This is a genomic window from Paenibacillus sp. FSL F4-0097, assembly GCF_038593125.1.
Taxonomy (GTDB): Bacteria; Bacillota; Bacilli; order Paenibacillales; family Paenibacillaceae; genus Paenibacillus_AQ; species Paenibacillus_AQ odorifer.
The window spans coordinates 1,608,764-1,634,651 of the sequence record NZ_CP151965.1 but is presented as its reverse complement, the minus strand read 5'-3'; the positions used below and the strand labels follow the sequence as shown (position 1 = coordinate 1,634,651).

Sequence of the window (25,888 nt, the reverse complement as noted above, 5' to 3'; positions counted from 1 at the left end):
TATGTAAACGCTTTCATGTGTACTCACACTATTTTACAGCCTCGCTGCTACGCACTACTACGCTAATATTAAAGGTGTTCCCCCCCATAATTATAGGAAAACGTATGTATGATTAAAGATTCTACGTATTTAACCCAAAAGAAAACCCCACTTGCGGACCGTTGAACGTAACGGAAGGTAACGGGGACTTGGTTTGTTATTTGTTCTGCGGCGTAATTAAATTGTCTGTTTGGATAACGCTCCAAAATATTCTACAACTACCTCCCGAAATTCCAAAGCAGCCTGAGAAATGTACCGGCTCCTGTGCCACAATAGAGCTATCTCCCTTTCCAATTCGTGATTCTCTACTTGGAGGTATTGGATATCTTCCCGTGAATTCCGTGCCGTGCTTGGTATGAAAGCTAAGCCAATTTCAGCTTCCACAAGAGTGCTAAGCCTTGCAGGTTCATCCCCCTCATACACATATTTAGGCACAAATCCTACCGATTTGCATACAGAGTCTATTAAATCGCGAGTACCATAGCCACTCTTTACACCAACAAACCATTCATCCCTTAGCTCTGTCAAAGATACGCTGCTTCGATTAGCCAGCCGATGCCCCTTTGGAACAGCCACAAGAATCGGATCGATAAAGACGATTTGACATTCGATGTCATCCCCTTTTATTGGAGGTGAGGATAAGCAATAATCAACCTCTCCTCTATTAAGAAGTGTAACCATTTCCTGCATGGTCAACATTTGCACATGGTATTGAATATCAGGCCGCTTTTTCCGAAACTCTCGCAGGATATTGGGTAATGTGCTTGCGGTCGTCACCGCTAATTCGAGTGTGCCATGTTCAGGACTGGATAAATCGCTAAGCTCCTGTTTTCCCTGCTCCAATTCAAATAATGCCCTTTCAGCTCGGCGAAGGAACCGGCTTCCGGACTCATTCAGTCGCAGCTTTCTTCCTACCCGATCGAATAAAGGTACCCCCAGATCCTCCTCCAAACGCTGAATCGTTTTGCTTAGTGAAGATTGAGTAACGTGTAGATTTCGTGCAGCTTCAGTCATATGTTCCAACCGAGCTACCGCGAGAAAATATTGCAGTTGCAGAAGTTCCATTTCGCACCTCCATTCATTCCCTCAAGTCAATGAGATCATAACATAAAATGCGTTGGAATGAATAATCGATTTCAAGTACGATGACATTAATAAGCTTTAGGGGGATTTAAAATGAGTGTTCGCAACAGGTGGTTAATGATTTCAGTAGGTCTGGGGATTTTATTGAACCCTTTAAATTCTTCGATGGTGTCTGTGGCTATTCCAAGGCTGCAAAATGTATTCCAGCTTGACTATACAGGTGTTTCCTGGATTATTTTTTCTTTTTACATTGCAAGCAGCATCGCTCAACCTGTCATGGGAAAGGCCAGCGATTTATTCGGCCGGAGGAAAATATTTCTTACCGGGCTTGTCGTATCCTTCATTGCAGGTTTATTAGCTCCTCTCTCCCCAAACTTTGGCTGTCTCATCGTGTTCCGTATTGTGCAAGCCATTGGAACTAGCATGATGGTTGCCGTTGGAATGGCCATTGTGCGGATTCATATTACGGAGAAACAAGCGACCGCACTGTCTGTTTTATCCATCTTCCTATCCGGCGCGGCAGCAATTGGACCCTTTATTGGCGGGGTTATTATTCACTGGTGGGACTGGCCAGCTATCTTTTTCGTCAATATTCCATTCGTGGTGGCGAGCTTTCTATTATCTTGGAGGCATATCCCCAAGGACGAACCGTCAACAACCATTACCCGGGGAATGTCCCTGCGCAAATGGTTTGATTTGATTGATGCGTCAGGAATCCTGCTCTTCACTGTGGGGCTGGTTGGCGTGCTCCTTGGATTGCTTTCAGCAAAATCATCCGGACATATCTCATTAATACATGTCATTACCTTGCTAACAGGACTCATTCTGCTGGGGGCATTCGTCCGGCATGAGCTAAAAGCGGCGTCACCCTTTATTCCTTTACGTACATTTGCCAAATATCCGGCAATGACTTGGGTTAATGTTGAATTCATGCTCGTTAATGTACTTTTTTACTCACTCTTTTTCGGGATTCCATCCTACTTGCAAATGGTACGTCATGTCAGTGAATTCCAAACTGGGATTCTCATGCTAACGCTGGGATTATGCTCGCTGGTTACTGCTCCAATAGCAGGACGCTGGATCGATAGATCAGGACCCCGGCCAGCATTGCTGGTGTCCGGGGTCCTGATGACATTGGGATCAGTGTGGCTTGTGACCTTAAATCAGACTTCACCGGTGATCAGTGTATGTGTGGCTTTAGCTGCATTTGGTATCAGCAACGGATTGAACAATGTCGGCCTGCAAGCAGCCTTGTTCCAAAGTTCTCCAAAAGAAATCATCGGTGTAGCCTCCGGATTATTTAATACATCGAGATACCTGGGAACCATTCTCTCTTCATTGTTAATAGGTATCATAATGGGAGGTAAGTTTAGCTTCGCGGGATTTCAAGTCCTTGGGGTTATCCTCACGATAATTGCATTGTCTTTGGTATTCATGAGTCGGAAGCACCGTGAATCAGGGCAATTGCAGGAGTCGGCTAATTCGGGCGCTAACAAATAGGAAAGTACAGACAAATAAGACCTGTCATCAGACAGGTCTTATTTTGTTCTTTTAACGAGATCAATTGATCCCCCTTCTGCCACTTATAGAGTTTTTAAGCTTACATTGCATATAAAAGGTATATACGATACTTCCAAAAAACAATCCAACAGTTAGCCCATTTGCTGAAGAATAAATGATATGAAATACGCTGCTATGGTAAAAAATCAACATCACATTCAGAATATATTTAACAATAAAATTCAGTAGGACAATAAATAATGGAAGATAACTTTTCTTTTTGAACACTACTGATTCTTTTCTAACAAAGGATTGGTACCTCTTATTTAAAAGATAGCCAATCAGGAAACCTGGAATGATAAAGATCATATAACTCGTCAACGTTAGACCTAATTGAGGAAAAGTAGTTGTTATTGTCCGTAATCCCCATGCCATAAAAATAAGCGGGGCAATAAACATCCGTGAAAAAATAACAGGCCGTTCCTGAGAATTTTTAATCCCCATTATGAACAAAAGAATGAATAATATCCACACCCATGATGGTGTGCTTGAAATTACTTGTGTGACTGTAATGTGCATTATATTTCCTCCTTGTATAGAGCGTTGCAGTTCCACTGTGTTGCCTTACTAATAATAAAAAATCATAGGGACTAACACATCTACACAGCGATTGATTTATAAGCAACGATACCTCTATCTAGAGATATACAATGTTTGAGCAGACCCCACAAACAAAACAAAAAAAGACCGGTTGTGGCCGGTCTTTCTAACTACATGGCTATTTTTTTTATAGAACAACTTCTCCCTCTGTTACTCTACCATCCCTGTCCGTATAGCCAATACAACAGCTTGTGTACGATCTTCGACCTCAAGCTTTTGGAGAATACGATGAATATGAGTCTTAACCGTGCCCTGTGAAATATTCAGAATTTCCGCAATTTCAGAGTTCCTGCGCCCGTATGCCATTTGTTGGAGTACATCAAGTTCACGTTCGGTCAGAGATTCAGAAAAATCATCTGATGCTTGCTCTGTTTTGTTTAGTTTAGCATCACTCGAAATGGCTGCTATAAGCGCCTTACTTGCAGTAGGTGTCCTGTAAATTGCATTACCTTGATTCGCCCAGCGTATTCCCGCAAGAACTTCTTGCATATCCGTATCCTTCAACAAGTACCCTACTGCGCCTGCACGTATCCCTTCAATAACATAGGCTTGAACATCAAAAGTGGTTAGAAGTACAATCTTAATTTCTGGACTTACACGGAGAACTTTGCGAGTTGCTTCAAGCCCCGAGGAATTAGGCATTTGAATATCCATTAACACAATATCGGGTTTAGTTTCAAGTGAAACAAGGTAAGCTTCCTCCCCATCACAGGCTTCTCCTACGCATTCCATATCAGGTTGTGAATCTATAATGTACCTTAATCCTTGCCGGACGAAAGGCTGATCGTCAGCAAGTACAATCCTAATTATTTTATCCAAGTGAACTACTCCTTCTCTTCCACAATAGGTCTACATGCAACGGGAACGACTGCCTGCAGGCGAAAGCCATGAGGTTCTATAGACGAAAAAAAACAGTAGCCCCCCGATGCTTTACACCGCTTTGTTACGCCATTTAGACCATACCCTAAATTTAAAGGTTCTTCTTTAGCAGTTACTCCATTGTCTGTGACCGTAAGGTAAATCGTATCGTTTACTTCTTCAATATCAATGCTGGCAATAGTCGCATTTGAATGACGAAGCACATTGGTTAATGACTCCTGCAGAACTCGATATAACACGATACTTGTTTCAATAGGCCACTCTGTGACTTCCGATTTTTGATTAAGTTTGAACTGTATAGAAGATCTGCTTTGAGTTTGGGCTACGAGGCCTTTTAAAGCAACTAGCCCTAAACCCATTTCGTCATTTGACCATTCCTTTACCGCAACTCGAACTTCCGCCATAGCTTGACGAGCAATAGTAATTAACTGGCTGGTGGACTCAGCTGCTCTTTTAGGATCATTTACTTGCATAATCTGAAGGGCTTGCAATTGTACTATCAGTGAAGTCAATTGATGACCCAGTCCATCATGAATTTCGCTGGCAAGCCGGGTTCTTTCTTCTAAAGCTGCATAACGTACCGAATGAACCATAGCTTCTTGAAGTTCGTTATGCGTAGCCTCCAGCTCTTTATGAGTTTTATTTAACTCTTCAAGGTGGAGCGTTGTTAAGTAGTGAGCATCTCTTCTGATTTTTATACTTCGCGCTACGAGGATTACACAAAGCAGCCCTAAAAAACTGCTTAAGGACAATGAATAAATCAGAAAAACAGCAGTAAGTGTAGTGATTCCAACAATAAAAGAAACACGGGGATAAACTCGATTCATAAATAGGATAATAAAATAAAGCGGCCATAGTAAACTTGTATTCGGTGAGCCAAAAACATAATGAAGCACTAATATAATCAAAATCATTATAAAAGTAACAGCATAATATTTCACTTCAGTCCACCAAGCGTTTTTTGCCCAAATCAACACCATATATAGCAACAACACGATCAGACCACCTAGAAGGTTAATGAATCCTTGACCGCTATAATCTTTGTAATAGGAAATTGCTAAGAGCAATGACCCAACGAAACGAACCAGATTTACATATATTTTTTCTTCCTTGAATGTAAACTTCACGAGGTTCCTCCAAATTTCTATCTAGTTCAGAACTCAATTTATTACAAGATTCGACAGTATTAATACTATACGTCAAGCTCAATGCTCAGTCCAGTTTCAAGCTCAAAAGACACATTTATAATGTGAAAACAGTTTATGCAGCTCGATATTTTGAAACTTGTCCCGGCTTGAACCGTAATTTTTAAGAACAAAGACACAGCACAGCAGAGAGGAGCTATCATTAGTGGAATATTACCGCAACAATGTAGCCGACAGTTTACAGGATGTTCAGAGTTCAGCTAACGGGCTTACTTCGGCAGAAGTCGACAATCGTCTAAAAGATTATGGTTTTAACGAATTAAAAGGAAAGAAAAAAGATCCTGTTTGGAAGCTTTTTCTTGAAAACTTCAAAGACCCTATGGTAGTCGTACTGCTTATAGCCGCCATTGTCCAGATTGTTATGGGACAAGTTATGGAGTCGCTTATTATTTTCCTCGTGTTGATTCTCAATGCAGTTATAAGTGTCATCCAGACCCGTAAAGCGGAGAGTTCACTTGATGCCTTGCAGCAGATGTCAGCCCCCGAGGCCAAAGTGCTGCGTGATGGAGAATTAAAAACCGTCCCGGCAAGGGAACTTGTACGCGGTGATATCGTCTGGCTGGAAGCCGGCGATTTCGTACCCGCCGATGGCCGGATTATAGAATCGGAAAGCTTAAAAATAAATGAGGGTATGCTAACCGGAGAATCCGAAGCTGTGGAAAAGCATACAAATATCATCGCGAAAGAATCTCCGCTTGGAGACCGGCGTAATATGGCGTTCAGCGGTTCACTAGTTGTATATGGCCGCGGAACGCTAGTAGTAACGGGAACTGCACTCACTACCGAAATCGGAAAAATTGCTGAACTCATTGAAAGCGCCGAAGCCAAGCAAACGCCGCTGCAGCGCAAGCTCGAAACATTCAGCAAGCAGCTGGGGGTAGCAATTATACTCCTGTCCATTGTAATCTTTGCCATCCAGGCCGGACGTGTTTGGTTATCGAATGAGACTGTGGATACAACAGAAGCTATCCTGAATGCGTTAATGTTTGCAGTCGCTGTGGCGGTTGCTGCGATTCCCGAAGCTCTTTCCTCAATAGTAACTATTGTCCTATCCGTAGGTACTAATAAGATGGCTAAGCAACATGCGATTATTCGTAAGCTACCCGCTGTCGAAGCCCTTGGGTCAACCAGTGTCATCTGTACAGATAAAACCGGTACCCTCACCCAGAATAAAATGACTGTTGTAGATTACTTTCTTCCAGAAGGTGACCGTGATCAATTCAATCAAGCGCCTGAAGAATGGTCTGAAGAAGCCCGGCGGCTCCTGCATATTGCCGTGCTCTGCAACGACTCTAACATTAATGAGGATGGTAAAGAGCTGGGTGATCCTACAGAGGTAGCACTTATTGCCTTCAGCAACAGCAAAAATAAAGATTATAAGGAAATACGCGATAATTTCCCTCGCGAAGCCGAACTACCTTTTGACTCGGATCGCAAGCTGATGACGACCTTGCATACTTTTAACGGACAAAAAGCAATGATTACTAAAGGTGGACCCGATGTGCTCTTTGGTCTATGCTCGCATGTACTGTTAAGTGGAAAAGAAGTGTCGATGACACCAGAAGTTCTTGAACGCTTCTTCGAAGCCAATGAGGAGTTCTCCAGCAGAGCACTCCGTGTACTTGCCTATGCCTACAAAACCGTACCAAATACAGTTACTGAAGTCGGATTGGAGGATGAACAAAATCTAGTGCTCGTAGGTTTGACAGCTATGATTGATCCACCTCGGGAAGCTGTCTACGGCGCGATCGCAGAATCTCAGAAGGCTGGAATCCGAACCATCATGATTACCGGTGATCATAAGACAACCGCACAAGCGATCGGCCGCGATATCGGTCTGATGACTGAGAATGAAATTGCCGTAACCGGCCAAGAACTCGATGCCATGTCTGACGAGGAACTTGATCAAAAACTTGAACAGATCGGTGTCTACGCCCGTGTCTCTCCGGAGAACAAGATCAGAATTGTCCGCGCGTGGCAGCGGAAAGGCAAAATAACAGCCATGACCGGTGATGGTGTAAATGACGCGCCTGCTTTGAAACAAGCAGATATCGGAGTTGCCATGGGCAGTGGAACCGATGTTGCCAAAGATGCGGCTGCCATGATTTTGACCGATGATAATTTTGTATCCATTGTCAATGCTGTATCTGTGGGCAGAACGGTATTTGACAATATTAAAAAAGCGATCGCCTATTTGTTCTCAGGTAACCTGGGTGCAATTATCGCCATCCTCTTTGCCCTTATTTTCAACTGGATTAATCCTTTCACAGCGATTCAGCTTCTATTCATCAATCTGGCGAATGATTCTCTGCCCGCCATAGCTCTTGGGATGGAAAAACCTGAACCTAATGTGATGAACAGAAAACCAAGAGAGCTCAAGGAAGGAATATTCGCAGGAGGAATGATGCAGGCCATTGTCACTCGTGGTCTACTCATAGGTATAGCTGTTATCATATCCCTGTATATCGGACTTCAGGATTCGCCTGATATGGGCGTAGCTATGGCATTCACAACCCTGATCTTGTCTCGTACATTGCAGACCTTTGCCGCCCGTTCGAACAGTCAAACTGCTATTGAAGCTGGCCTTTTCAGCAACAAATACGTCATCGGAGCCGTTCTGGTCTGCTTTGCCTTTTACGGCATTGCGGTTCTGCCAGGAGTTAGAGAAATCTTCTCGATTCCGGCTTCATTTGGAATGTCAGAGTGGCTGATTGCAGCAGGCTTAGCCCTCGGCTCCCTCATCCTAATGGAATTAACGAAGGTTGTTCGAAGAGCTTTTACACCCAAATCTGTTGAACAGAACCCTGTAAATTCCTGAGTAAGCTATAATTGACTGAAAAAAAAAACAGCGATCTCCAATGATGGAGTATCGCTGTTTTTCTGACATCTAGAGTTAAACCCAGAAAAACTTCTGTTGATTTTAATCAAAATAAAATAATTCTTCGAATTTTTTATCCAACGCAATACATAAAATCAAAGCTAATTTTGCAGTAGGGTTAAACTGTCCGGTTTCAATCGAGCTTATAGTATTTCTTGAGACACCCACCATTTCTGCCAATTGTGCTTGCGATAATTTTTGTTCCGTTCTTGCTTCGCGCAGTTTATTTTTTAAAACCAAAGGTTCACTCATACTAATCACTCATCCCATAAAAGTAAATAAACAAAAACGAAACACTTATAATTAATCCTAAAATGAAATTGAGTAAATGCATCTTTTTCTTAGTTACAGAATACATCCCAAGACCTTCACAGCTCAAATATCCAAAAAACATGGCTATCAAGGCTTTTAATGCAAGATTTGTTTCCTGACTATGATTATATAAACTGAAGACACTCAGAATGCAAAATACAATCAACATTCCAATGAATCCGCTTTTTCTGCCTTTAGCAAATACAAATTCTTTTCCTTCGTCTCCTTTTTCATTTCTGCTTTTTTCTAATATTTCTTCCTTTTTCATAAAAATTTCTCCTTTCAAATTGAAAAGATGATGACAAGTTTTCTTGTCATCATTATTATAATACGCCAAGTTTTCTTGTCAAATAAAAAATAGCTCACTCCAATCCAAAGATTGGTAGTGGGCTATTTTCTATACCTTCATATATTCGTTATATAATTGCTCGAAAGTATTGTATCGTTCGACTTTCCTGCCTACCTTATTGTATTCCTCCAGATATTCATCCATGACCTTCAGAATCTCATTTTTAAAGACTTGAAGATGGTCAGAATCAAAATACTGCATGATATCAAACTTTTTAGTTCCCTTCCATTCTGTCATTTCATCAAGAAAACCTTGTATGCCCATTGCTGCAAGATACGCATACGATCTATCACCCGATTCTACACTTGCTATAATCTTATTGCGGTAGTTGCACCATAATTCCTCATAAGTTCCGCCAAGATTATCATAGCTTGGGACAGGCTGCACTACAAAATCCTTATACATTTTATTATATAAATCATTGATGTTTTTAAGTGCCTTATATACTGCACTTCTGATTTCATCGATAGTCTTCGCCTCTATCACAGCCATATATGTCTTTTCAAAATCATCAGGAACATAACGGTACGTAGCTATTTCCTCCAAATATCTCTTAATTCCCCGTTTGAAATAAGTATTGTTCAAATGAGTTAGCGCATTTAACAAATTGTATAAAACTTCGCTTGAAGCATACCTTACTGCTCCTATATCTGCAGAAAGTAATGTATTCGCATATTCCTGTTTTGCTATGTCTATACACTTTTTCGCTCTACTGATACATTCTCTCCCTATAGGCATGGCCAGAGCATCGAGTGCTCTCTGTTTATATAAATTTAGCTTTTCCAAATATTCGGGTTTTGCACAGTATAACACCTGTAAATCCACCAGACATGAAATCATTGGACTCTCGAGATTGGCTTGATCTTCTATCCTTGTTTCCCATGGCGTACAATATAGATCGTATCCAATATCATCCAAAATAAAACACGAAGATATCCCCCAGCCTTGCTCTGTGTTATTAATTATGATTAGATCAAGATCGCTTTTTTCATGAAAATCCCCAGTACTAAAAGAACCTGTAAGCCCTATAATTGCAATATCATCAGAAAAATCTCTCTTAACCCGTTCAATGACCATGCTAATAAGCTTTTCATTTTTGATTAAAATCTTGTCTTTATGAACATCATCCATATCCATGTCCCCTCTCCAACCTTATTAATTCTATTGTATAAGCATGTTGTTAAAGTAGGTATTCCGACTTTAATTATATTAAATCTATACCAAGCCTTTCCTCTCCTTCAAAGAAAACAAAAAACGCGCTGGCAAGAGCATAATTAGCTTCTCTCCAACGCGATTTATAGTCATTAGTGAATATTTTTCTTTTTGAAACTGCCGCCCTTAACTTCTGCAACATCGTAGACTACTACAAAGGCATTAGGGTCAATTTCACGAATAATATCTTTTATTTTACTTTCTTCCAGACGGTTAATGACACAAGTGATTTCTTTGAATTGTTCATTTGAGTAGCCGCCATAAGCATCTGTATAAGTTGCTCCACGACCCAATCGGTCACGAATAGTCTCGACCATGATTTCCGGTTGAATAGTGATGATTTTAAACGTTTTAGAGCCACTCAAACCTTCTTCAATAATATGAATGACCTTAGAAGCAATAAAATAAGCAAGCGCTGATAGAATAGCTCCTTGTAGGCCAAATACTGTTGAAACAACAATAAAGACAAACATATTTAGAAATAAGATTAAATCACTGGTCCCAAAAGGTAATTTTCGTGAAAGTAAGACAGCTAACATATCTATCCCATCTAATGCTCCACCATTACGTAAGGCTAAACCCATACCAAAACCGATAATAATCCCGCCAACAACGGTAATTAATAAGGTATCACCTTCTATAATCGTCGGTACATGATGCATAAGACTAGTGCCAATAGCCAGTGAAGCAATACCGATAACGGAATAAAGAGCAAAGCTTTTACCAATTTGCTTATATCCTAGCCACACAAAAGGAATATTAATTATGCCAATTAGCAGCCCTAGCGGTAAGCCAAACAGTTCAGAGCCAACGATGCTTAGACCTGTGACACCTCCATCTGAGACATTGTTGGGTATCAATACAGATTCTAGACCATAGGCAGCTATTAGCGCCCCAATAATAATCATGAATACTTTTGAGAATATCTTGAGTTTATTTGATTTCTGTTTTCGCGTTTCAATCATTGAATTTCTCCGTTTCACATTGCTTAATTTAGTCCATAAAAATTTCCTCTAAAGGTCTTCCGTCACCTGGATTAAAATCAATCCCTAAAATCTTTGCCATCGTGGGGGCTATATCTACCATTTCGATGTCCCCTATAGGATGCCCATTTCTAATCTTTTCCCCAGAGACAACCAAGTTGCATCTATAGCCGTCTTTATCAGGAGAATAGCCATGCGTGGCAAATTTAACGCCTTGTTTGTCCAAATCAACAATCGTTGGTTCATCCATACTTTCGTCGAAACAATAACCTCTCTTAGCCTCAAGCATATACTTTGTGGTTTGGCCCACATGAAAATAATCCAGTTCATCTCTAGCATACAATTTCTCTATACCTGAGGATTCATCTCTCATATGATCTCCAATAACAGCTAATGCTATTTGCTCAGCTTCTTCATCGCCCTGCCGGATATGCAAGTAAGCCGCTCCACCCCCACACTGAAAGTAAGCTCTCCACTTCATTTCGCCGTTCTCTTCATAGATCAGGCCCTTTTCCTGCAAAAGGTTGTTCAAATGCACTCTGTACCTAACATTAAACTGGCCATGGTCCCCCAAAATTAAAAAAATCGTATCATCCTTCATCCCCGCTTCATCCACTGCCTGCATAATATCGCCTAACCTTTTATCCATACGTGTGATTACCTGCTTCACTTCGTCACTGTCAGTTCCATAAGCATGTTTGGCATCATCCAGATCGATCAGATGCATCATTAGAAGATTAGGTTTTTTGCGCTTAATCGTGTCTATAGCACATTTGGTCGTGAAGTCATCCAGATAGGGCTGCTCAATCCCTTGGCGGATCCGGCCATATTTCAGCTCCATATCCACGCAGTATAAGGGGCTTCCGCTTTTTAATATCTTCAGTGCCTGATTTTCGTTTTTGATGGCTCTGATTTCAGGTATATTGTATTGGATGGAGGATTTACCCGATACTGGCCATAGGATTCCGGCTGTGCTCATCTTATGCTCGCGCACAACATCGTAAATCGTTGGCACCTTGATCGCATTTCTAAACCAGAACCAATTTTGCTCCTCTTCCTTAATAAAGGGCTGAAACGGATTGTTGTGGTGGATGCCATGCTTATCCGGATATACACCGGTTGCTATGGTCGTGTGCACTACATATGTGAGTGTCGGATACACACTTTTCAATTTATGGCTATGAGCTCCGTTTTTAATTAATTTACTTAAGTTTGGAAGCCGGCTGGCCAATGCCCAGTGGTCTTCTGAAAAGGCATCGTAAGAGATGACGATCAAATGCTTGGCCATAGCCGTTTGTGCTTTAATTGACTTCATAGAATAAGCCCCTTAGGTTCGTCATGTTCAGGCTGCTCTTTAGGTAAAGTTATAAATACGAATAATCCAATAATAAAAAGTGGGATAATCGCTAAAATACTAAATTTAGCATTACCTGTTAAGGTTGTTGTTAAAGACATTACAGCAGGACCAACAATGGCCGCGAACTTGCCAAAAATATTGTAAAAACCAAAGAATTCATTGGAATTCTCCTTTGGAATGATCTTCGCATAATAAGACCTGCTGAGCGCCTGAATGCCTCCCTGAGCGGAACCAATTAGCGCACCTAAAATAAATATATGCCACACTGAAGTGATAAAAAAAGCCGCGATGCAGGAAATGATATATGTAACAATCCCCACGATTATCAAAGTCCTGGCGGAGTATTTTTTGGCGAGATTACCATACAGGATTGCACAAGGAAAAGCGATGATCTGGATAACTAATAATATCCCCAGTAAGGTAAAGGTGTCAAAAGCATCCGCACCCAGAACCGATGTGGCATAGGGCACCACCATTTTAATAATCGTATCTACCCCATCAATATAAAGAAAGTACGCAATTAAGAAAACAAATACAACTTTATGCTGTCTAACATTCCTAAAGGTGTCTCCCAGTCTTTTAAAACTGTTGATTACAGGTCTTGGTTCAGGCTCAATATAATATCTCTGCTTCACATCTCTGATCATGGGTATGGTCAACAGCCCCCACCAAAGGGCAGTAATGATAAACCCAATCTGATAACCGATCGACTTATCCATCCCCATAAACAGAATCAATAGCAGGCTGATGCCAAATGGAATGACGCTGGCGATATATCCATAAGCAAAACCTTTTGTGGATACCTTATCCATCCTTTCATCAGTGGTTATATCCACAAGAAAAGAGTCATAAAAAATATTGGCTCCGGCAAAACCTATAACAGACAGGATATAAAACACAATCAATAACTGCCACTGCCCGCTCGCAGGTGCAACGAATGCCAACGAAGCCGTAGCCAGCACACCGATCAAAGAGAAAAATAAGAAAAAGCGCTTTTTCTTATCCTTGTAATCTGCGATCGTGCCTAAAATCGGACTAAGGATAGCCACTAGAATACTCGCAATGGAATTAAAGTACCCTAAATCCATGCTGCTGTTAACATTTGAAAACATGCCAAATACAATAGGCAATAAAGCAGTTGTAACCGCCATCGAATAGGCCGAATTCCCACAGTCATATAAAATCCATGATTTTTCCTCTTTGCTAAGTTTCATCTAACAGCCACCTTTTCACCTATTTGTAACTGTTATATCATTTCAGCATAAGAGGCATGTTAAATGAATGTTAATTCCATCACAACTTCTTCATAAAAAAAACGACCTTTTAAAATCGGAAGGTCGCTTACTCGCATTTATATATGAATTTAATATTTGACGAGATATTCGCAATATTCATCCCCATTAACATTACATTTTATTTCCCGGACGGAAACCCGCTTTCCACGAATTTTAGTAAGTGCTCCTTCAATAATGGCCCCCTCCAGGTCACAAACCATTTTCCCTTCCATAATAGGTAACCCTTCGCAGAAACAATCGTGTACTGCAATCGTCATCCCCTTGTCATCTTCATGGGTTATTATAGGAATCCCTATCTTCAATTCTTCGAATAACTCGAATAGTTCATTAACCGAGGTAACACCAAATTCTTCCCCAATTTTTCTTCCTATAGTCAACGTTGTACCCTTACCATTCATGGGTAACGCTTGATATAAACCAATCAGTCTAATCGTTCTGAAAAGCTCTAAAGGTACGACATTACCTAAATTTTTTCTCTTTATTTTTTTCATATCTGTAAAAGTAAATTGATCCATGCCAGTAGCCTCCAATTGCTTATGTAATTTATATTTCAAATTTAATTGATATATTGAGTATAAACGTATCCAATAATTGCTTTGTGATCTTACGCACATCCTGATTTTTTGTAGAACTATAACAAAAAAAAGCAACTTCCCTATTGGCAAGTCGCTCCTTCATTCCTTAGATGCAGCAGCATCTCAAATATGATAATCATAAACCCAAGGCAAAATAACCCTCACGCTAGTTCCAACCTGAACCTCTGAATCTACCTTAATATGCCCCCCATACATTTCGATTAGTTGTTTACAAATCGATAATCCAATCCCTGTCCCTTTTTGCTTGGTAGTAAAGAAAGGGTCAAATATCCGTTTTAATTTATCCTGTGGAATTCCTTCTCCATTGTCTTTAAAGAGTAGAATAATTTCGTTTGTCTCAGCAGCTGTGGTAACAGAAATATCTATTCTGCCTCTAAAAGCTGTGAAGGAATCGATACTATTTTTCAAAATATTAAGAATTACCTGCTCTAGCTGAGAGGCGCTTCCAAACGTTAGTACTTTTTCTAAAGAGCACTCTACTGAAAGTATAATATCATCACTAAGTATGAGTTGATTCACAATGTTATTAACTCTATGTATAACCTCCATAACGTTAAATACTACGCCGTTATTTTTTGTACTGTCACCTTTTCGAGCCAGTATTAGAAAGTCCGTTACTAATCCATTCAGAGCATCAATCTCTTTGATGGTGATATCCAGATATGCACGCAATTCATCCGCTTTGATCTCCGGCTCATTTAGCCTGATATTTACAAGCTGAGCAAAACCTTTAATCGAAGCTAGCGGATTTCTTATTTCATGCGCCATTCCTGCTGCCATTTGTCCCATAACAGCAATTTTTTGTTCATGTAAATTGTCAATCTGTTGATTTTTATTAGACAAATAACCTTGTGCAAAGCCAGTAAAACGGGTCCAGTTGCATTCCATTAAACGATTATAAAAAAACAATCGGATCGCGGAATCATCTACAAACTCTTCAATGATCTTAAACATAATATTCTGAGCGGTTAAATTTAAATCCTTGCTCATATCAAGTAAGATATCAAAATGATCACCGAATATTTCTGCAGTATAAACCCCTTGCTCAGCCCCCTCTTTTTCTAGCAGGTTTAAGTATTGATCGTAACCAAAAGAATCAAAAAACAAGGCTTCTACCATACTCATTAATATCGTACTGAATGATGAATCTAACAATTCCTTATGCGCCTCTACAAACCAGGAGAATTCGATGTTTTTCATAGTCATAGAATGATAATGCCTGTTTAAAATGATTGGAACTGCTAAGGTTAATGACGAACGCAATTCATTTTCTTTGTATGACATTTTCATCCTCCTTCTTTGTAGTTTGTATTCAAGATATGTGTATATTTTCCTGCTTCAAAAACACAGTAATTCACTTTGTTTTAATCACTATATTATATTCTGACACTTGACTGTTAGAGTAGCATCGAAGATAATTACAACCTCACCAAAAAAACTATAATTAGGAAGATCATTGATTTTGAAAAGGGGCGGTCGTCATTAGCTGGTTAAGTGATCTCTATAAATTACAGAAGCAGAAGCTAAAGAAGGACATCGAGCCCTCTTTAGTCAATGCTATCTTTCGAATGTATGATAAATTCCCCAGGATTGGACTTAAAGAGCGGATCGGCCAGCAGGATATGTCTCTAGATATCGCTGATGCCTATATAAATGGTCGTAACGCGATGATTGAAGCTGGAGTCGGTATCGGCAAGTCCTTTGCCTACCTCATTCCCAGCCTGCTTATTAACCAAATCTCAAGGCAACCGGTTATTATTGCGACATCCTCCATACAACTTTCAGAACAAATACATAAAGATCTGAGATTCATCGGAAGTCGTCTCGGATTTACAAGGGTACGTTCGGTAGTTGGAAAAGGCATGGGGCAGTATGCTTGCCGGTATAGGGCAGCAGATCTGTTCCAAGCGGATGATTCAAACACTCCTCTGTCTGCGCTTTCTCAACAGATTGTGAATTATGAAATTGATGAGCGGGCAGATATTAAGGGCGGGGTTAGTGATGCTGTATGGTCTAACGTTTGTGTGAATGATTGCAAATTTGAACGTTGCCATTATAAAAGTACATGTACGTTTTATGAGATGAGAGCTAAAATTAATGCCAACGCGAGCGACATGGATTTTATTATCGTAAACCAGGATCTGCTCATCCGTGATTTAATCAAGAAAAAGGAAGGAACGAAGGGGTTAATCACCGAACGGCCGGCTCTGATCGTAATTGATGAAGCGCATAATCTGGAAGCAAAGGTTAGAGATGCAAGAACGCTCGAATTTACTTACCGGGGAACCTGCCGTATTCTGGATGACGCCTTACAGATTCTCTTCAAGCAATCTGCCGATACGGAGCTTATGCCGCAATTTAAATTTATAAAAAGATGCGTTGGCCATATTTTTAAACAAGTAGAGGCAGACTTACTGCAAACAGCCAAGCAGGACAATGACCGTATAAAAATATCGCAGATCACAGGAATCCCCTTAAGACGAGCGGCACAGGTTTTAAAAGATTTTAATCTCAGCCTTTCCGTCTTAACTTCACGGCATGAACGGGAGATTGACAATATTTTTGAAGCCATGAACGGACTTATCGACCTCTTTGATGTACTCGCCGGAGTAGAGGATAACTATCTGATCTGGGCAAGTAATACCCAGCGGGAGAGTACCCTTAGTATCTGCCCTAAAGGGATAAGCCAGTTTCTGAAATATACCTTATTTAACGGGAAAACCTCAGTTATTTTAACGTCAGCAACCATGTGTCAAAGCGGAGAAACGCTGGAGGAACAATACGCTTATCTCACTGAGTCCCTCGGTTACAGGGGAGATTATATGGAGCGCCAAGCTTCACCGTTTGATTATGACAACCACACCATGCTGTATATTGCCAAGGACATCCCCTACTATAACCATCAGCGGCGGGAAGATTATCTTGAAGCGGCATACAAGGAAATGATGAGGCTCTGTAATTTAACAGACGGGCGGACATTGGTTCTTTTTTCAGCTAAAGAGGATATGAAGTATATTCATAAGAAATTAAACTCTGAGAAGCTTGCATGGGCATTACATGTTCAAAGGGAAGGTTCGTCCCAGGACGGGGTGATCGCTGACTTTCGGGGCAGTAAAGGCGTTCTACTTAGTACCGGTGTATTCTGGGAAGGTGTGAATATCGAAGGTTCCGATTTGTCACAGTTAATCATTTTCCGTCTGCCTTTCCCTGTTCCTGCCGATCCTGTCTATGAATATAAGACTTCGATGGCAAAGAATCCCTTGAAGGAGGTTTTTGTACCGGACATGCTGCTTCGGTTAAGACAAGGAACCGGGCGCCTGATCCGCAGTGAAACTGACCTTGGTGTACTCAGCATACTCGATTCCCGCCTGTCCATTGCCGCCAAAAAGGATTACCGGGATCAGGTACTGGAAGCCTTACCTTTTAAAAAGGTTACTGAGGATTTCAAGGTTCTGGAGAAGTTTGTGAAAGAAAAAGGGATACTGCTTAGTGATACGTAGAGAAATGAAAAAAAGCAACCCATCCGCAGACAAGTCGCTTCTAAATCCTGTAACGTTATCTGGCAATTAAACAACTTTATGTTTGTATACCCGCATCGCTAATAAATACGCAACTACTAGAATGGCTATGCACCATATGATGGCTCCCCAAATATCATTGCCGACAGGCTGCCCCATCAGGAGGGAGCGAACCGCCTCTACTATAGATGTAACGGGCTGGTTTTCAGCAAAGGCGCGAACGACTGGCGGCATCGATTCGGTAGGCACAAAGGCCGAGCTGATGAAAGGAAGGAAAATAATCGGATAGGAAAAAGCAGTCGCGCCGTCCACCGATTTTGCGGATAGTCCAGCAATTGCCGCGACCCAAGTTAGAGCCAGCGTAAACAATATGAGGATGCCGGCAACCGCCAGCCATGAGAGCACTCCTGCCGATGAACGAAACCCCATAATCAATGCAACAAGAATGATGACGCTAACTGAAATCGCATTGGATATCAGGGAGGTCAGCACATGTCCCCACAGCATGGTAGAACGTGCAATCGGCATAGAATGGAATCTCTGAAAAATCCCTTTTTGCACATCGTTAAACAGGCGGTAAGCCGTATAAGTTACACCACTTGCAATAGCGATCAGTATGATCCCGGGCAATAAATAATTCACATAGTTATCCGTACCCGCCTGGATGGCCCCACCGAACACGTAAACAAACAACAGCATAAATGCAATTGGCATGATAGTTACCGTGATGATGGTATCCATACTGCGGAGAATATGGCGCATAGAGCGTCCAAGCATTACACTCATGTCACTGAAAAAGTGCTTCTTAATCATTTCCATTTACTTTCCCTCCTTTTTGCCGATGATTGCGAGGAATATCTCCTCCAGCGTCGGCTGCTTTTCAATGTACTCAACTTTTGCGGGCGGGAATCGCTTTTTTAGTTCTTCGAGTGTACCGCTCGCAATAATTTTACCTTCATGTAGAATGGCGATTTGATCAGCAAGCTGCTCTGCCTCTTCCAAATACTGCGTCGTCAAAAAGACAGTCGTACCGCCGTCGGCAAGCTCCTTAACCATCTTCCATACATCAATCCTTGCCTCAGGATCAAGTCCAGTGGTTGGTTCGTCGAGGAAAATAATCTGCGGTTTTCCAACAAGACTCATCGCGAGATCTAATCTCCGGCGCATCCCGCCTGAATAAGTGGATACCTTGCGATCCGCGGCATCGGTCAAAGTGAAGCGTTCCAGCAGATCGTCCGCAACTTGACGCGGATGCTTATCATGGCGGAGCCTCGCAATCATGATCAGATTTTCCCGGCCGGTCAGAATCTCATCCACGGCGGCAAATTGACCCGTCAGGCTGATGGACTGGCGTACATAATCAGGCTTTGTGGCGACATCGAATCCGTTCACTGCAGCAGTCCCACCATCTTGATTTAGCAAAGTGGTGAGGATTTTGACAATGGTGGTCTTGCCTGCGCCATTGGAGCCAAGCAGGGCAAAAACGCTGCCCTGCTCCACTTCAAAATCCACCCCCTTTAAAACTTGAAGCTGTCTGTAGGACTTTTCCAACCCAACCACTTTAATGGACTTGTTCATTGCATTCCCTCCTCAAGGTTTTGTTAGCATATCTTCATGGAATTCTCCCCGCAAAACTCACTTCGGAAGCTCCGGCTTATAGGACTGTAACCTTTGTCAAATCAGCTTCCATGCCTTTGAGCGCAGCGAAGGTCAACTTATCCATCATTGCACCGTCAAAGTTGATCGTTTTGATTGCACGATAAAACTTCTTGGATAACGAAAACCCGGAGAGGAATGACACATTTTTTAACGTCGCACCTCTAAACGAAATATCGTTCAGCGCCGACTTTTCAAACTTGACCCCGATAAAGGTCTGGCCGTCAAAACATAATCCCCGCAGATCAGAGGTTTTAAATTCCACACCGTCAAAGATACAGTTCTCAAAGATTGTTTTCGTGAGATCAGTCGTACACAGCTTGACGTCAGTCAGTCTTGTATTGATAAATTTCGCCCCTGTAAGTCCTGATGAGCTAAAGTTGGTACGAACAAGAATAGATTTGTGAAAGCTCGCATTTGCCAGTTCAATGCCGGACAGATTGCAGTCGGTGAGATTAGCGCTGTCGAACTTGGCCTCGCCTACGTCACTGCCCGCGAAAGAACTGCCAGTCAAGTCAGCGCCTGTAAAATCCGAACCCCGCAACGCGCTCACTTTAAAATCCCCTTTATGGGCGGTAACGCCTGCAAAATCACTCTTCGATAAGTTGCTCGCCCTAAAGCTCGTCACCACCTGACGCTCAAGTGAACGGGAGAGATTGGCAACCTCCTGCACCGTCTGTTCAATGTCGCCGATGCTGTCTATCGTCATCTTAAACGCCGTTTCATCATCCTTGCCTTCAGCCTTGAGTTCACTGAACCGCTCCTGCAAATCGGAAAGAAGGTCACTCTTTAATTCAGCAACGCTTTTTATCCCGTCATAGGGTGCGAATACGCCATTTAAATACATGTTTAATTTCTCATTCATATTATCAAGTCTCCTTATAATAAGTTTTCAAGCACACGCTTTGCATACTCCCAATTAGTCTTGTTATTGGCGTAAACAGCTTTCCCCTTCTCGGTAATCCGAAAATACTTCCGTCGTCCCCCCTGAGACTCATCCCCCCAATACCATTCAATGTCACCGTCTGCCTCAAGCCGCCGGACGCTGGAGTACATCGTAGCTTCTTTTAATTCATACTCGCCTCCGGAACGCTCAGCAATCAATTTGACGATTTCATATCCATAACGATCGGCTTCGGACAAGAGCCGCAATACCATCGTATCGGTATGTCCTCGCAGCAGATCGGATGTGATTTTGTTCTCACTCATTTCATCACCTCATAATCGCATTGTATATCATACTACTGTGACAGTCAATGTACTTTGATCATCATGTTTATACAAAATAAAAAAATGCCGTCCTTAGTTGTCTAAGGCAGCATTTTTCTTTTTAAGTCTGAAGTTCCAATCTACGCTAACCAGAAATAAGTTGATTTACGTCTGCTGGTAATTCACAGCTACCTGCAGGCAACCCTCACACAAAAATGCATAATAAATCCCCTCGCTGTCCTCGGCCTGTTCCATGTCCATTTGGGCAATAAACTTCATCGTCTTCGAACAGCAAGGGCACACAGGATATTCCGCATCCTGAATCCAAGCCGGATGTCCTCCAATCTGCGACGCAGGCGCCTCAAGCATCCAATATGAATTTTCATAGGTTCCCATCTGTCGTTCCGATAGCTGCATGGCATGCCATGCTATTTCTTCCCTGTCTTCATTTGCAGGCAAAAAATCAGGAACGGTATTATATTCACTCCACGAATATTGGCCATCCAGCTCCGCTTTCATAAACACGGTGCCATAACAATTACAATGCATGCAAGCTGCAATCCTTAACCGCTGGCCGGAAAGCTTTATAAATTGAACCAGTGGATTCTGCAAATCGTAATCAAACAGCACTGTCAACTTACCGCCACACCAAGGGCAGGAATGCTCACCCGCCTGTAGCGCCGCTACCGCCGTATGATCCCGATCCATCCCATTTTTTCCGTCCCTGTTTACTTCAAAATGATAACTCTCGGGGTAAAAAAGCAGCCTTTTCCCACCATCGGGATCTAATTCCCATCCTGCTTCGTGAGCATAGGTTTCCGGAGGCACATTTAACTCCGATGTCCATCGAGGCGGATGCTGCCGCCATGTCTCGAACTGCCGAACAACCTCTTCATCGCCAATCCAGGCCAATGCAAGCAGCAAATGATTACGGTTTTCCGAGTCATGCTCCAACTGATGAATGATCTTATCACGGATCTCCTGACCCGCTTCTTTATAGAGAATACCGGGATAATACTTCCCGTTAAGAAAAAAAGCCTCCAGCCCCCGTTCAATGGAAGCACTTGAAAAACATATAAGCGACAGTAAAATAGTCTCAGCCTGGTCAAAATCATCTTCTTCCATCAATTTAATGGCGTAGGTTTCCAATCGCTCCCTTTCGCTTTCAGTCAGTTGACGATATAACTCTTGCGCGGTTTTGTGATAGGGAATTACGTGTTCAAGCGGGCTCAACCTCCGCGGTTTGTGCATGATTTTAAGAATTTCAACCGGATCATTCACACCTGCGTACAAATCAATGTCTTTTCGATTTTGTTCAATATAAGCCTTTTGCTCCAGCGTAAGCTTCCTTTGATGACAGGGCATGCAGATTCCACCTGTCTTTAAAGCAGTTGCAGGAAGTATGCTTCCCTTGCAGTCTGAGGTTTGGCAGGGTATACGCTCGCTCATCGTATCTCTCCTATTCTGTATAAGTTATTCTCAAAGACTATTATTAATAAGCTAAACTGCATTATAGAATTAGCTATATTATAAAATTAGCTGCATTAAATATACCACCAGATTTAGCAGCTTTATATTCATTTCAGATTTCAATTGGATTTATCCCCCACCATCACCTTATACCGAAATAAAAAAGGTTAACCAGATATTTCTGGTTAACCTGATAAACGAAAACTCCCCCGGATAAAGAAGAACCGGTGCCCTTGTATTAAGCTTAATCCGTAATCTTCACATTTCCAAACACAGCCTTATTCCTCGAGTCATCCCCGGGATTGCTAAGTGCTATGCCAATATACACCTTGCGGTTCATCGGAATCTGAACAGTTCCGACCGTTTTCCAGTTATTCCCGTTCGTCGAAATAGCCCCTTTGAAGGTATTTCCACTTCGGGTCAGCTTTAGCCATCTTGGAGCCGAGGCAGCCGCAGTCTGATCAACCATATTGCCGGCAGTCTCTGCACGATACTGGAAGGCTGCCCCATTTTCGGGGGTAAGCATCATATCTGCATGCTTCGAATTATGACCCAGCGACTCCCGAATCATAATGCCGGCCTTGGCCCAGCCGTCCAATCGGCTAGTGGACTGCACTTTAACAATAATCTCCGCATTGCCTCGCACGGATTGGTATATATAATTTAGTTGATCTCCATTTCCCCAAATATCCGTAGAGCTGCTGCTGAGTGTAAATTGCTTATTGGAAGAATTGTAGGTAACGTTCCCCGGCATGGAACCGATATTCCGCGCCTTCCATCCTGTTGGTAATTGAGCCGGATAGTCTTGTTCTACCGGAGGCGTCCAGCCTGGCGTAGGCCAGGTTTCACGTTCTTTGATATTAGCCAGCTCATCTTCTGGCCAGGCCCCGTAAGCAAAGAACGACAGACGCTTCACACCTGGATAATTCTCGCGGATTCCCTTGTAAATCTCCTGATATTGATCATCTGTCCAGTCATTATCCAGCGTCGCAACAATTTCCACGTCACTGCCGCTAATCCGGTCGCTCGTATCCTTCAGGATGCCGTAGGAAGTGCTGTATACCCAATCACTGTTGAACTCCCAGTCATCAAAGTACGCCATTGGTGCAACAAAGTCGATATCATCCTTGAATTTGGCTACATTCTGCCCAACTTCAATGAATTCTGGCGGCAAAATATACACGCCGAGCTGCACATCCGGCTTCGAGGACTGGGTGATATCCTGACGGATATCGCCCACATACTGTCCAATTTGATCGGTCCTCCATTCATTCCACTGCTCTCTCTGAGGAGAATCCGTCTCGAAGTCAATGCTGAGCGGTGAATACCCGAACTGCGCCTGATACTTCGTAACCGTGTAATCACTGACGTCCATGTTGTAATTATCGAAGCGGATCCAATCCAGCACAACGCCATCCACATCATAATTCTCGATCACTTCCTGAATGATGGAACGCTCATACTGCTGCACTTCATGGTGAATTGGATTGACGAAGTATTCGTTGCCGTTAGAACCTGTAAACGGAGTCTGAACCCCGTCAACCAGCGCCTGCATCTGCCATTCATCGTGCTCCAGGAAGGCCTGCTGATCATGGAACTGTGGAATCCAGGCATGAACCTTGATTCCTGCAGCATGGGCTGCCGTAATGACAGCCTGCAGGGCGTCGAAATTCTGGTAGCCTTGGGCAATTGGTGCGATATCACTCTGATAAAATACACTTCCAGACGGAACCTCATCATCTTCATCCTGCTTCACGTTCATGCTAATAACATCGACGCCATAGCTTGTAGACAGCGCGATGAAATTCTGAACATCCGTCATGTTTTTAAACTGGTTTACGGTCCGTACAATAACTTCCGTTTCGAAAGGGGGGTTACTCTCCTCCTCGGCCATAACAGGAACGGAACCACCGGCTATCGAAGAAACCAACACGATGCTTAACAGTGCTATGAACCTCGATCTCAACGCAAATACCATAATCTCGCCTCCACAAGTATAAAATTTTATAATAGTCTTATTTCGTCGCGTTGATTTTCTTAACATTTTCCTGCCATTTTTCGGTTCTGAATTCAAGCAGCTTAGCCAGCCCCGCTTTTTCGGTGTTCTTTTTAGCTGTCTCCAGCGCCGACAGCACCGCTTCATCCGACTTCGCCTGTACCATCTGGGCGTAAGCAAGGGTATAAATATCCCCGATATTCTGTGCGATGATGCCGATCTCCGTATCCGGAATCGGATCGGTATTTACAAACTCCGTGATATCCAACGCGGTTTTCCAGGTCACCGTGGACTGCGCCACGGTCTCCCAGGACTTCTGGTTCGCAGAAAGCAGCGCCTCGAGGCTCATTTTCGCCGTATCAATAAAGGTCGTATTTCCCGCCCAGTTAAAGTCCTCGAATTTCCGCATCGTTTCCGTGCGCTCGTTAGCAGGAGTCGTCTTGTATTTCTCGTTCGGGATTGGCGCTCCGTCCGCATCCTCTTCATCCCAGTACAAGCCTTTAGGACCGAAGAAAAGCACCCTCTGTCCCTCCGGACCCGTAATCCAGTCAAAATAAGCGAAGATGGCCTCTGGATCCTTGGCCTTTTTCGTAATGACATTAACGTTCCAACCCAGCGTCTCAAAGCCGCTTACAAACACTTGTGTTTTGTCTAGACCGGCTTTATGAATCGGCCATATAATCTCATAACCGCTGTCCGGATTATTCGCTGTCAGTGCCCGGTGTCCCTCGGCTCCATACGTAGTGATATTGGATTCGACCATGACTGCTACCCGGTTGGTATTGACCTTTTCTTTGACCGCATCCTGGGTTTGCTGCAGAGCATCCTGCGTAATCAGCCGTTCACGATACAGCTTATTAATATACAGCACCATCTCCTCGTAAGCGGGATCGTCCAAGATAGATGACAGCTTGTCGCCATCCGGATATCCCATGAGTGAAATGAACTTACTGGTGGAGTTCTCCTTAAAACCACCATACATAATTTCCAGACCTGCCCCCTTCTCCCCAACCTCCAGAGGTACTACATCCGGATACTTTTCTTGCACCTTAAGCAAATATTGATACAAATCATCAAAGGTCTCAAGCGCCGGTCTGCCGAGTTCGTTATAAATATCTTTATTCACCATCCATCCGCCGTTGCCGAATTGCCCGGATGTATACCAGTTCGGGATTTGATAGATTTTCCCGTCTTCTGAACGGAGCAAATTCAGGGTGGATTCCTTCACATATTTCTTGAAGTTCGGATACTTCTCATAGTAATCATCCAGCGCAACGAGTTGTCCTGCCTGCACCAGCCGTTCCACTGAGGATCCCCGGTCAGTAAAAATGACATCCGGTAAATCACCGCCGACGATCATCGTGTTGAGCTTTTCTCCGGCCGCTCCTCCGGATTGTATGGGTTCAATAGTAACCTTACGGTTCTCCTGAATCCATTTTGTCGCCTCATTATCCCCCCATGGTGATGTCGTAAGCCAGTCATAGTTTCCATAGAAGCTGAAGGTGACGGGCTTGATCCCGCTGCCGTCATCTGTGGCGGCCTCAGTATTCAGATTTTTCTCGCTTGTGTTTGGTGAAGTGTTAGAATTTCCTCCTCCGCTACAGGCAGCGAGAAGAAGCACCAGTGAAGTCAGCAAAAGAGATACCCATTTCATACGATTGCGCATCTTTTCCCTTCTTTCTACATAATAT

The 25,888-nt window shown here is 42.7% G+C and carries 22 protein-coding genes; 3 read left to right on the top strand and 19 right to left on the bottom strand.

Annotation, left to right across the window (positions count from 1 at the left end):
* Window positions 1-216: 216 nt before the first annotated feature.
* Complete coding sequence (locus tag MHH86_RS07160) at window positions 217-1,104, bottom strand: LysR family transcriptional regulator (RefSeq protein ID WP_036675776.1); 888 nt, start codon at window positions 1,102-1,104, stop codon at window positions 217-219.
* A gap of 111 nt (window positions 1,105-1,215) precedes the next feature.
* Between MHH86_RS07160 and MHH86_RS07155 the strand changes: the two genes are divergently transcribed.
* Complete coding sequence (locus tag MHH86_RS07155) at window positions 1,216-2,622, top strand: MFS transporter (protein ID WP_036675777.1); 1,407 nt, start codon at window positions 1,216-1,218, stop codon at window positions 2,620-2,622.
* A gap of 60 nt (window positions 2,623-2,682) precedes the next feature.
* Here the strand turns inward: MHH86_RS07155 and MHH86_RS07150 are convergent, their stop codons facing one another.
* The 3 genes from MHH86_RS07150 to MHH86_RS07140 form a co-directional block, all read right to left on the bottom strand.
* Window positions 2,683-3,201, bottom strand: a complete 519-nt coding sequence (locus tag MHH86_RS07150; protein WP_036675779.1) for a DUF6622 family protein — start codon at window positions 3,199-3,201, stop codon at window positions 2,683-2,685.
* 231 nt (window positions 3,202-3,432) lie between these two features.
* Window positions 3,433-4,101 carry a response regulator transcription factor gene (locus MHH86_RS07145; RefSeq protein ID WP_076098888.1) on the bottom strand — a complete coding sequence of 223 codons (669 nt, stop codon included), beginning with the start codon at window positions 4,099-4,101 and terminating at the stop codon, window positions 3,433-3,435.
* A gap of 5 nt (window positions 4,102-4,106) precedes the next feature.
* Window positions 4,107-5,288 carry a sensor histidine kinase gene (locus MHH86_RS07140; protein WP_036675782.1) on the bottom strand — a complete coding sequence of 394 codons (1,182 nt, stop codon included), beginning with the start codon at window positions 5,286-5,288 and terminating at the stop codon, window positions 4,107-4,109.
* 223 nt (window positions 5,289-5,511) lie between these two features.
* On the opposite strand from MHH86_RS07140, the gene MHH86_RS07135 reads away from it, so the two are divergent.
* Window positions 5,512-8,184, top strand: coding sequence for a cation-translocating P-type ATPase (locus tag MHH86_RS07135; protein WP_036675784.1), 2,673 nt, complete (start codon window positions 5,512-5,514; stop codon window positions 8,182-8,184).
* Between the two features lie 102 nt (window positions 8,185-8,286).
* On the opposite strand, the gene MHH86_RS07130 is transcribed toward MHH86_RS07135, so the two are convergent.
* The 8 genes from MHH86_RS07130 to MHH86_RS07095 form a co-directional block, all read right to left on the bottom strand.
* Window positions 8,287-8,496 carry a helix-turn-helix transcriptional regulator gene (locus MHH86_RS07130; protein ID WP_036675786.1) on the bottom strand — a complete coding sequence of 70 codons (210 nt, stop codon included), beginning with the start codon at window positions 8,494-8,496 and terminating at the stop codon, window positions 8,287-8,289.
* Window position 8,497: 1 nt separating this feature from the next.
* Window positions 8,498-8,824, bottom strand: a complete 327-nt coding sequence (locus MHH86_RS07125; RefSeq protein ID WP_036675787.1) for a DUF6442 family protein — start codon at window positions 8,822-8,824, stop codon at window positions 8,498-8,500.
* 129 nt (window positions 8,825-8,953) lie between these two features.
* The gene (locus tag MHH86_RS07120; RefSeq protein ID WP_256719426.1) at window positions 8,954-10,042 is read right to left on the bottom strand and encodes a nucleotidyltransferase domain-containing protein; all 1,089 of its coding nucleotides are present in this window, start codon (window positions 10,040-10,042) and stop codon (window positions 8,954-8,956) included.
* Between the two features lie 167 nt (window positions 10,043-10,209).
* Window positions 10,210-11,082, bottom strand: coding sequence for a YitT family protein (locus MHH86_RS07115; RefSeq protein WP_036675789.1), 873 nt, complete (start codon window positions 11,080-11,082; stop codon window positions 10,210-10,212).
* 28 nt (window positions 11,083-11,110) lie between these two features.
* Window positions 11,111-12,415 (bottom strand): ectonucleotide pyrophosphatase/phosphodiesterase, encoded by a 1,305-nt coding sequence (locus tag MHH86_RS07110; protein ID WP_342479667.1) that lies wholly within the window; start codon window positions 12,413-12,415, stop codon window positions 11,111-11,113.
* The gene (locus tag MHH86_RS07105) at window positions 12,412-13,671 is read right to left on the bottom strand and encodes an MFS transporter (protein WP_076098890.1); all 1,260 of its coding nucleotides are present in this window, start codon (window positions 13,669-13,671) and stop codon (window positions 12,412-12,414) included. Before MHH86_RS07105 ends, MHH86_RS07110 begins: the two co-directional genes overlap by 4 nt.
* A gap of 149 nt (window positions 13,672-13,820) precedes the next feature.
* Window positions 13,821-14,267: a V4R domain-containing protein gene (locus tag MHH86_RS07100; protein WP_036675792.1), complete on the bottom strand. Its 447-nt coding sequence runs from the start codon at window positions 14,265-14,267 to the stop codon at window positions 13,821-13,823.
* A gap of 183 nt (window positions 14,268-14,450) precedes the next feature.
* Window positions 14,451-15,632 carry an ATP-binding protein gene (locus MHH86_RS07095; RefSeq protein WP_076098893.1) on the bottom strand — a complete coding sequence of 394 codons (1,182 nt, stop codon included), beginning with the start codon at window positions 15,630-15,632 and terminating at the stop codon, window positions 14,451-14,453.
* A gap of 284 nt (window positions 15,633-15,916) precedes the next feature.
* On the opposite strand from MHH86_RS07095, the gene MHH86_RS07090 reads away from it, so the two are divergent.
* Complete coding sequence (locus MHH86_RS07090) at window positions 15,917-17,848, top strand: ATP-dependent DNA helicase (RefSeq protein ID WP_249267680.1); 1,932 nt, start codon at window positions 15,917-15,919, stop codon at window positions 17,846-17,848.
* 66 nt (window positions 17,849-17,914) lie between these two features.
* Here the strand turns inward: MHH86_RS07090 and MHH86_RS07085 are convergent, their stop codons facing one another.
* From MHH86_RS07085 to MHH86_RS07055, 7 genes are all read right to left on the bottom strand, one after another.
* Window positions 17,915-18,685, bottom strand: coding sequence for an ABC transporter permease (locus MHH86_RS07085; RefSeq protein WP_038569396.1), 771 nt, complete (start codon window positions 18,683-18,685; stop codon window positions 17,915-17,917).
* Window positions 18,686-19,444, bottom strand: a complete 759-nt coding sequence (locus tag MHH86_RS07080; protein WP_076224192.1) for an ATP-binding cassette domain-containing protein — start codon at window positions 19,442-19,444, stop codon at window positions 18,686-18,688.
* Between the two features lie 76 nt (window positions 19,445-19,520).
* The gene (locus tag MHH86_RS07075; RefSeq protein WP_076206819.1) at window positions 19,521-20,387 is read right to left on the bottom strand and encodes a pentapeptide repeat-containing protein; all 867 of its coding nucleotides are present in this window, start codon (window positions 20,385-20,387) and stop codon (window positions 19,521-19,523) included.
* Window positions 20,388-20,401: 14 nt separating this feature from the next.
* Complete coding sequence (locus MHH86_RS07070) at window positions 20,402-20,731, bottom strand: PadR family transcriptional regulator (protein ID WP_036675798.1); 330 nt, start codon at window positions 20,729-20,731, stop codon at window positions 20,402-20,404.
* Between the two features lie 165 nt (window positions 20,732-20,896).
* Window positions 20,897-22,180 carry a DUF1963 domain-containing protein gene (locus MHH86_RS07065; RefSeq protein ID WP_076179002.1) on the bottom strand — a complete coding sequence of 428 codons (1,284 nt, stop codon included), beginning with the start codon at window positions 22,178-22,180 and terminating at the stop codon, window positions 20,897-20,899.
* 265 nt (window positions 22,181-22,445) lie between these two features.
* Window positions 22,446-24,179, bottom strand: a complete 1,734-nt coding sequence (locus MHH86_RS07060; protein ID WP_076224194.1) for a family 10 glycosylhydrolase — start codon at window positions 24,177-24,179, stop codon at window positions 22,446-22,448.
* Between the two features lie 37 nt (window positions 24,180-24,216).
* On the bottom strand, window positions 24,217-25,863 hold the full coding sequence (locus MHH86_RS07055; RefSeq protein WP_076316716.1) for an extracellular solute-binding protein: 1,647 nt from the start codon (window positions 25,861-25,863) through the stop codon (window positions 24,217-24,219).
* Window positions 25,864-25,888 lie beyond the last annotated feature (25 nt).

What these genes read in the sequence shown, in the direction of transcription:
- MHH86_RS07150 (WP_036675779.1), bottom strand. Translation starts at nt 3,201, where the DNA reads ATGCACATTACAGTCACACAAGTAATTTCAAGCACACCATCATGGGTG.
- MHH86_RS07070 (WP_036675798.1), bottom strand. Translation starts at nt 20,731, where the DNA reads ATGAGTGAGAACAAAATCACATCCGATCTGCTGCGAGGACATACCGAT.
- MHH86_RS07160 (WP_036675776.1), bottom strand. Translation starts at nt 1,104, where the DNA reads ATGGAACTTCTGCAACTGCAATATTTTCTCGCGGTAGCTCGGTTGGAA.
- MHH86_RS07095 (WP_076098893.1), bottom strand. Translation starts at nt 15,632, where the DNA reads ATGTCATACAAAGAAAATGAATTGCGTTCGTCATTAACCTTAGCAGTT.
- MHH86_RS07080 (WP_076224192.1), bottom strand. Translation starts at nt 19,444, where the DNA reads ATGAACAAGTCCATTAAAGTGGTTGGGTTGGAAAAGTCCTACAGACAG.
- MHH86_RS07115 (WP_036675789.1), bottom strand. Translation starts at nt 11,082, where the DNA reads ATGATTGAAACGCGAAAACAGAAATCAAATAAACTCAAGATATTCTCA.
- MHH86_RS07065 (WP_076179002.1), bottom strand. Translation starts at nt 22,180, where the DNA reads ATGAGCGAGCGTATACCCTGCCAAACCTCAGACTGCAAGGGAAGCATA.
- MHH86_RS07130 (WP_036675786.1), bottom strand. Translation starts at nt 8,496, where the DNA reads ATGAGTGAACCTTTGGTTTTAAAAAATAAACTGCGCGAAGCAAGAACG.
- MHH86_RS07075 (WP_076206819.1), bottom strand. Translation starts at nt 20,387, where the DNA reads ATGAATGAGAAATTAAACATGTATTTAAATGGCGTATTCGCACCCTAT.
- MHH86_RS07105 (WP_076098890.1), bottom strand. Translation starts at nt 13,671, where the DNA reads ATGAAACTTAGCAAAGAGGAAAAATCATGGATTTTATATGACTGTGGG.
- MHH86_RS07155 (WP_036675777.1), top strand. Translation starts at nt 1,216, where the DNA reads ATGAGTGTTCGCAACAGGTGGTTAATGATTTCAGTAGGTCTGGGGATT.
- MHH86_RS07060 (WP_076224194.1), bottom strand. Translation starts at nt 24,179, where the DNA reads ATGGTATTTGCGTTGAGATCGAGGTTCATAGCACTGTTAAGCATCGTG.
- MHH86_RS07110 (WP_342479667.1), bottom strand. Translation starts at nt 12,415, where the DNA reads ATGAAGTCAATTAAAGCACAAACGGCTATGGCCAAGCATTTGATCGTC.
- MHH86_RS07100 (WP_036675792.1), bottom strand. Translation starts at nt 14,267, where the DNA reads ATGGATCAATTTACTTTTACAGATATGAAAAAAATAAAGAGAAAAAAT.
- MHH86_RS07055 (WP_076316716.1), bottom strand. Translation starts at nt 25,863, where the DNA reads ATGCGCAATCGTATGAAATGGGTATCTCTTTTGCTGACTTCACTGGTG.
- MHH86_RS07120 (WP_256719426.1), bottom strand. Translation starts at nt 10,042, where the DNA reads ATGGATATGGATGATGTTCATAAAGACAAGATTTTAATCAAAAATGAA.
- MHH86_RS07090 (WP_249267680.1), top strand. Translation starts at nt 15,917, where the DNA reads ATGTATGATAAATTCCCCAGGATTGGACTTAAAGAGCGGATCGGCCAG.
- MHH86_RS07085 (WP_038569396.1), bottom strand. Translation starts at nt 18,685, where the DNA reads ATGGAAATGATTAAGAAGCACTTTTTCAGTGACATGAGTGTAATGCTT.
- MHH86_RS07125 (WP_036675787.1), bottom strand. Translation starts at nt 8,824, where the DNA reads ATGAAAAAGGAAGAAATATTAGAAAAAAGCAGAAATGAAAAAGGAGAC.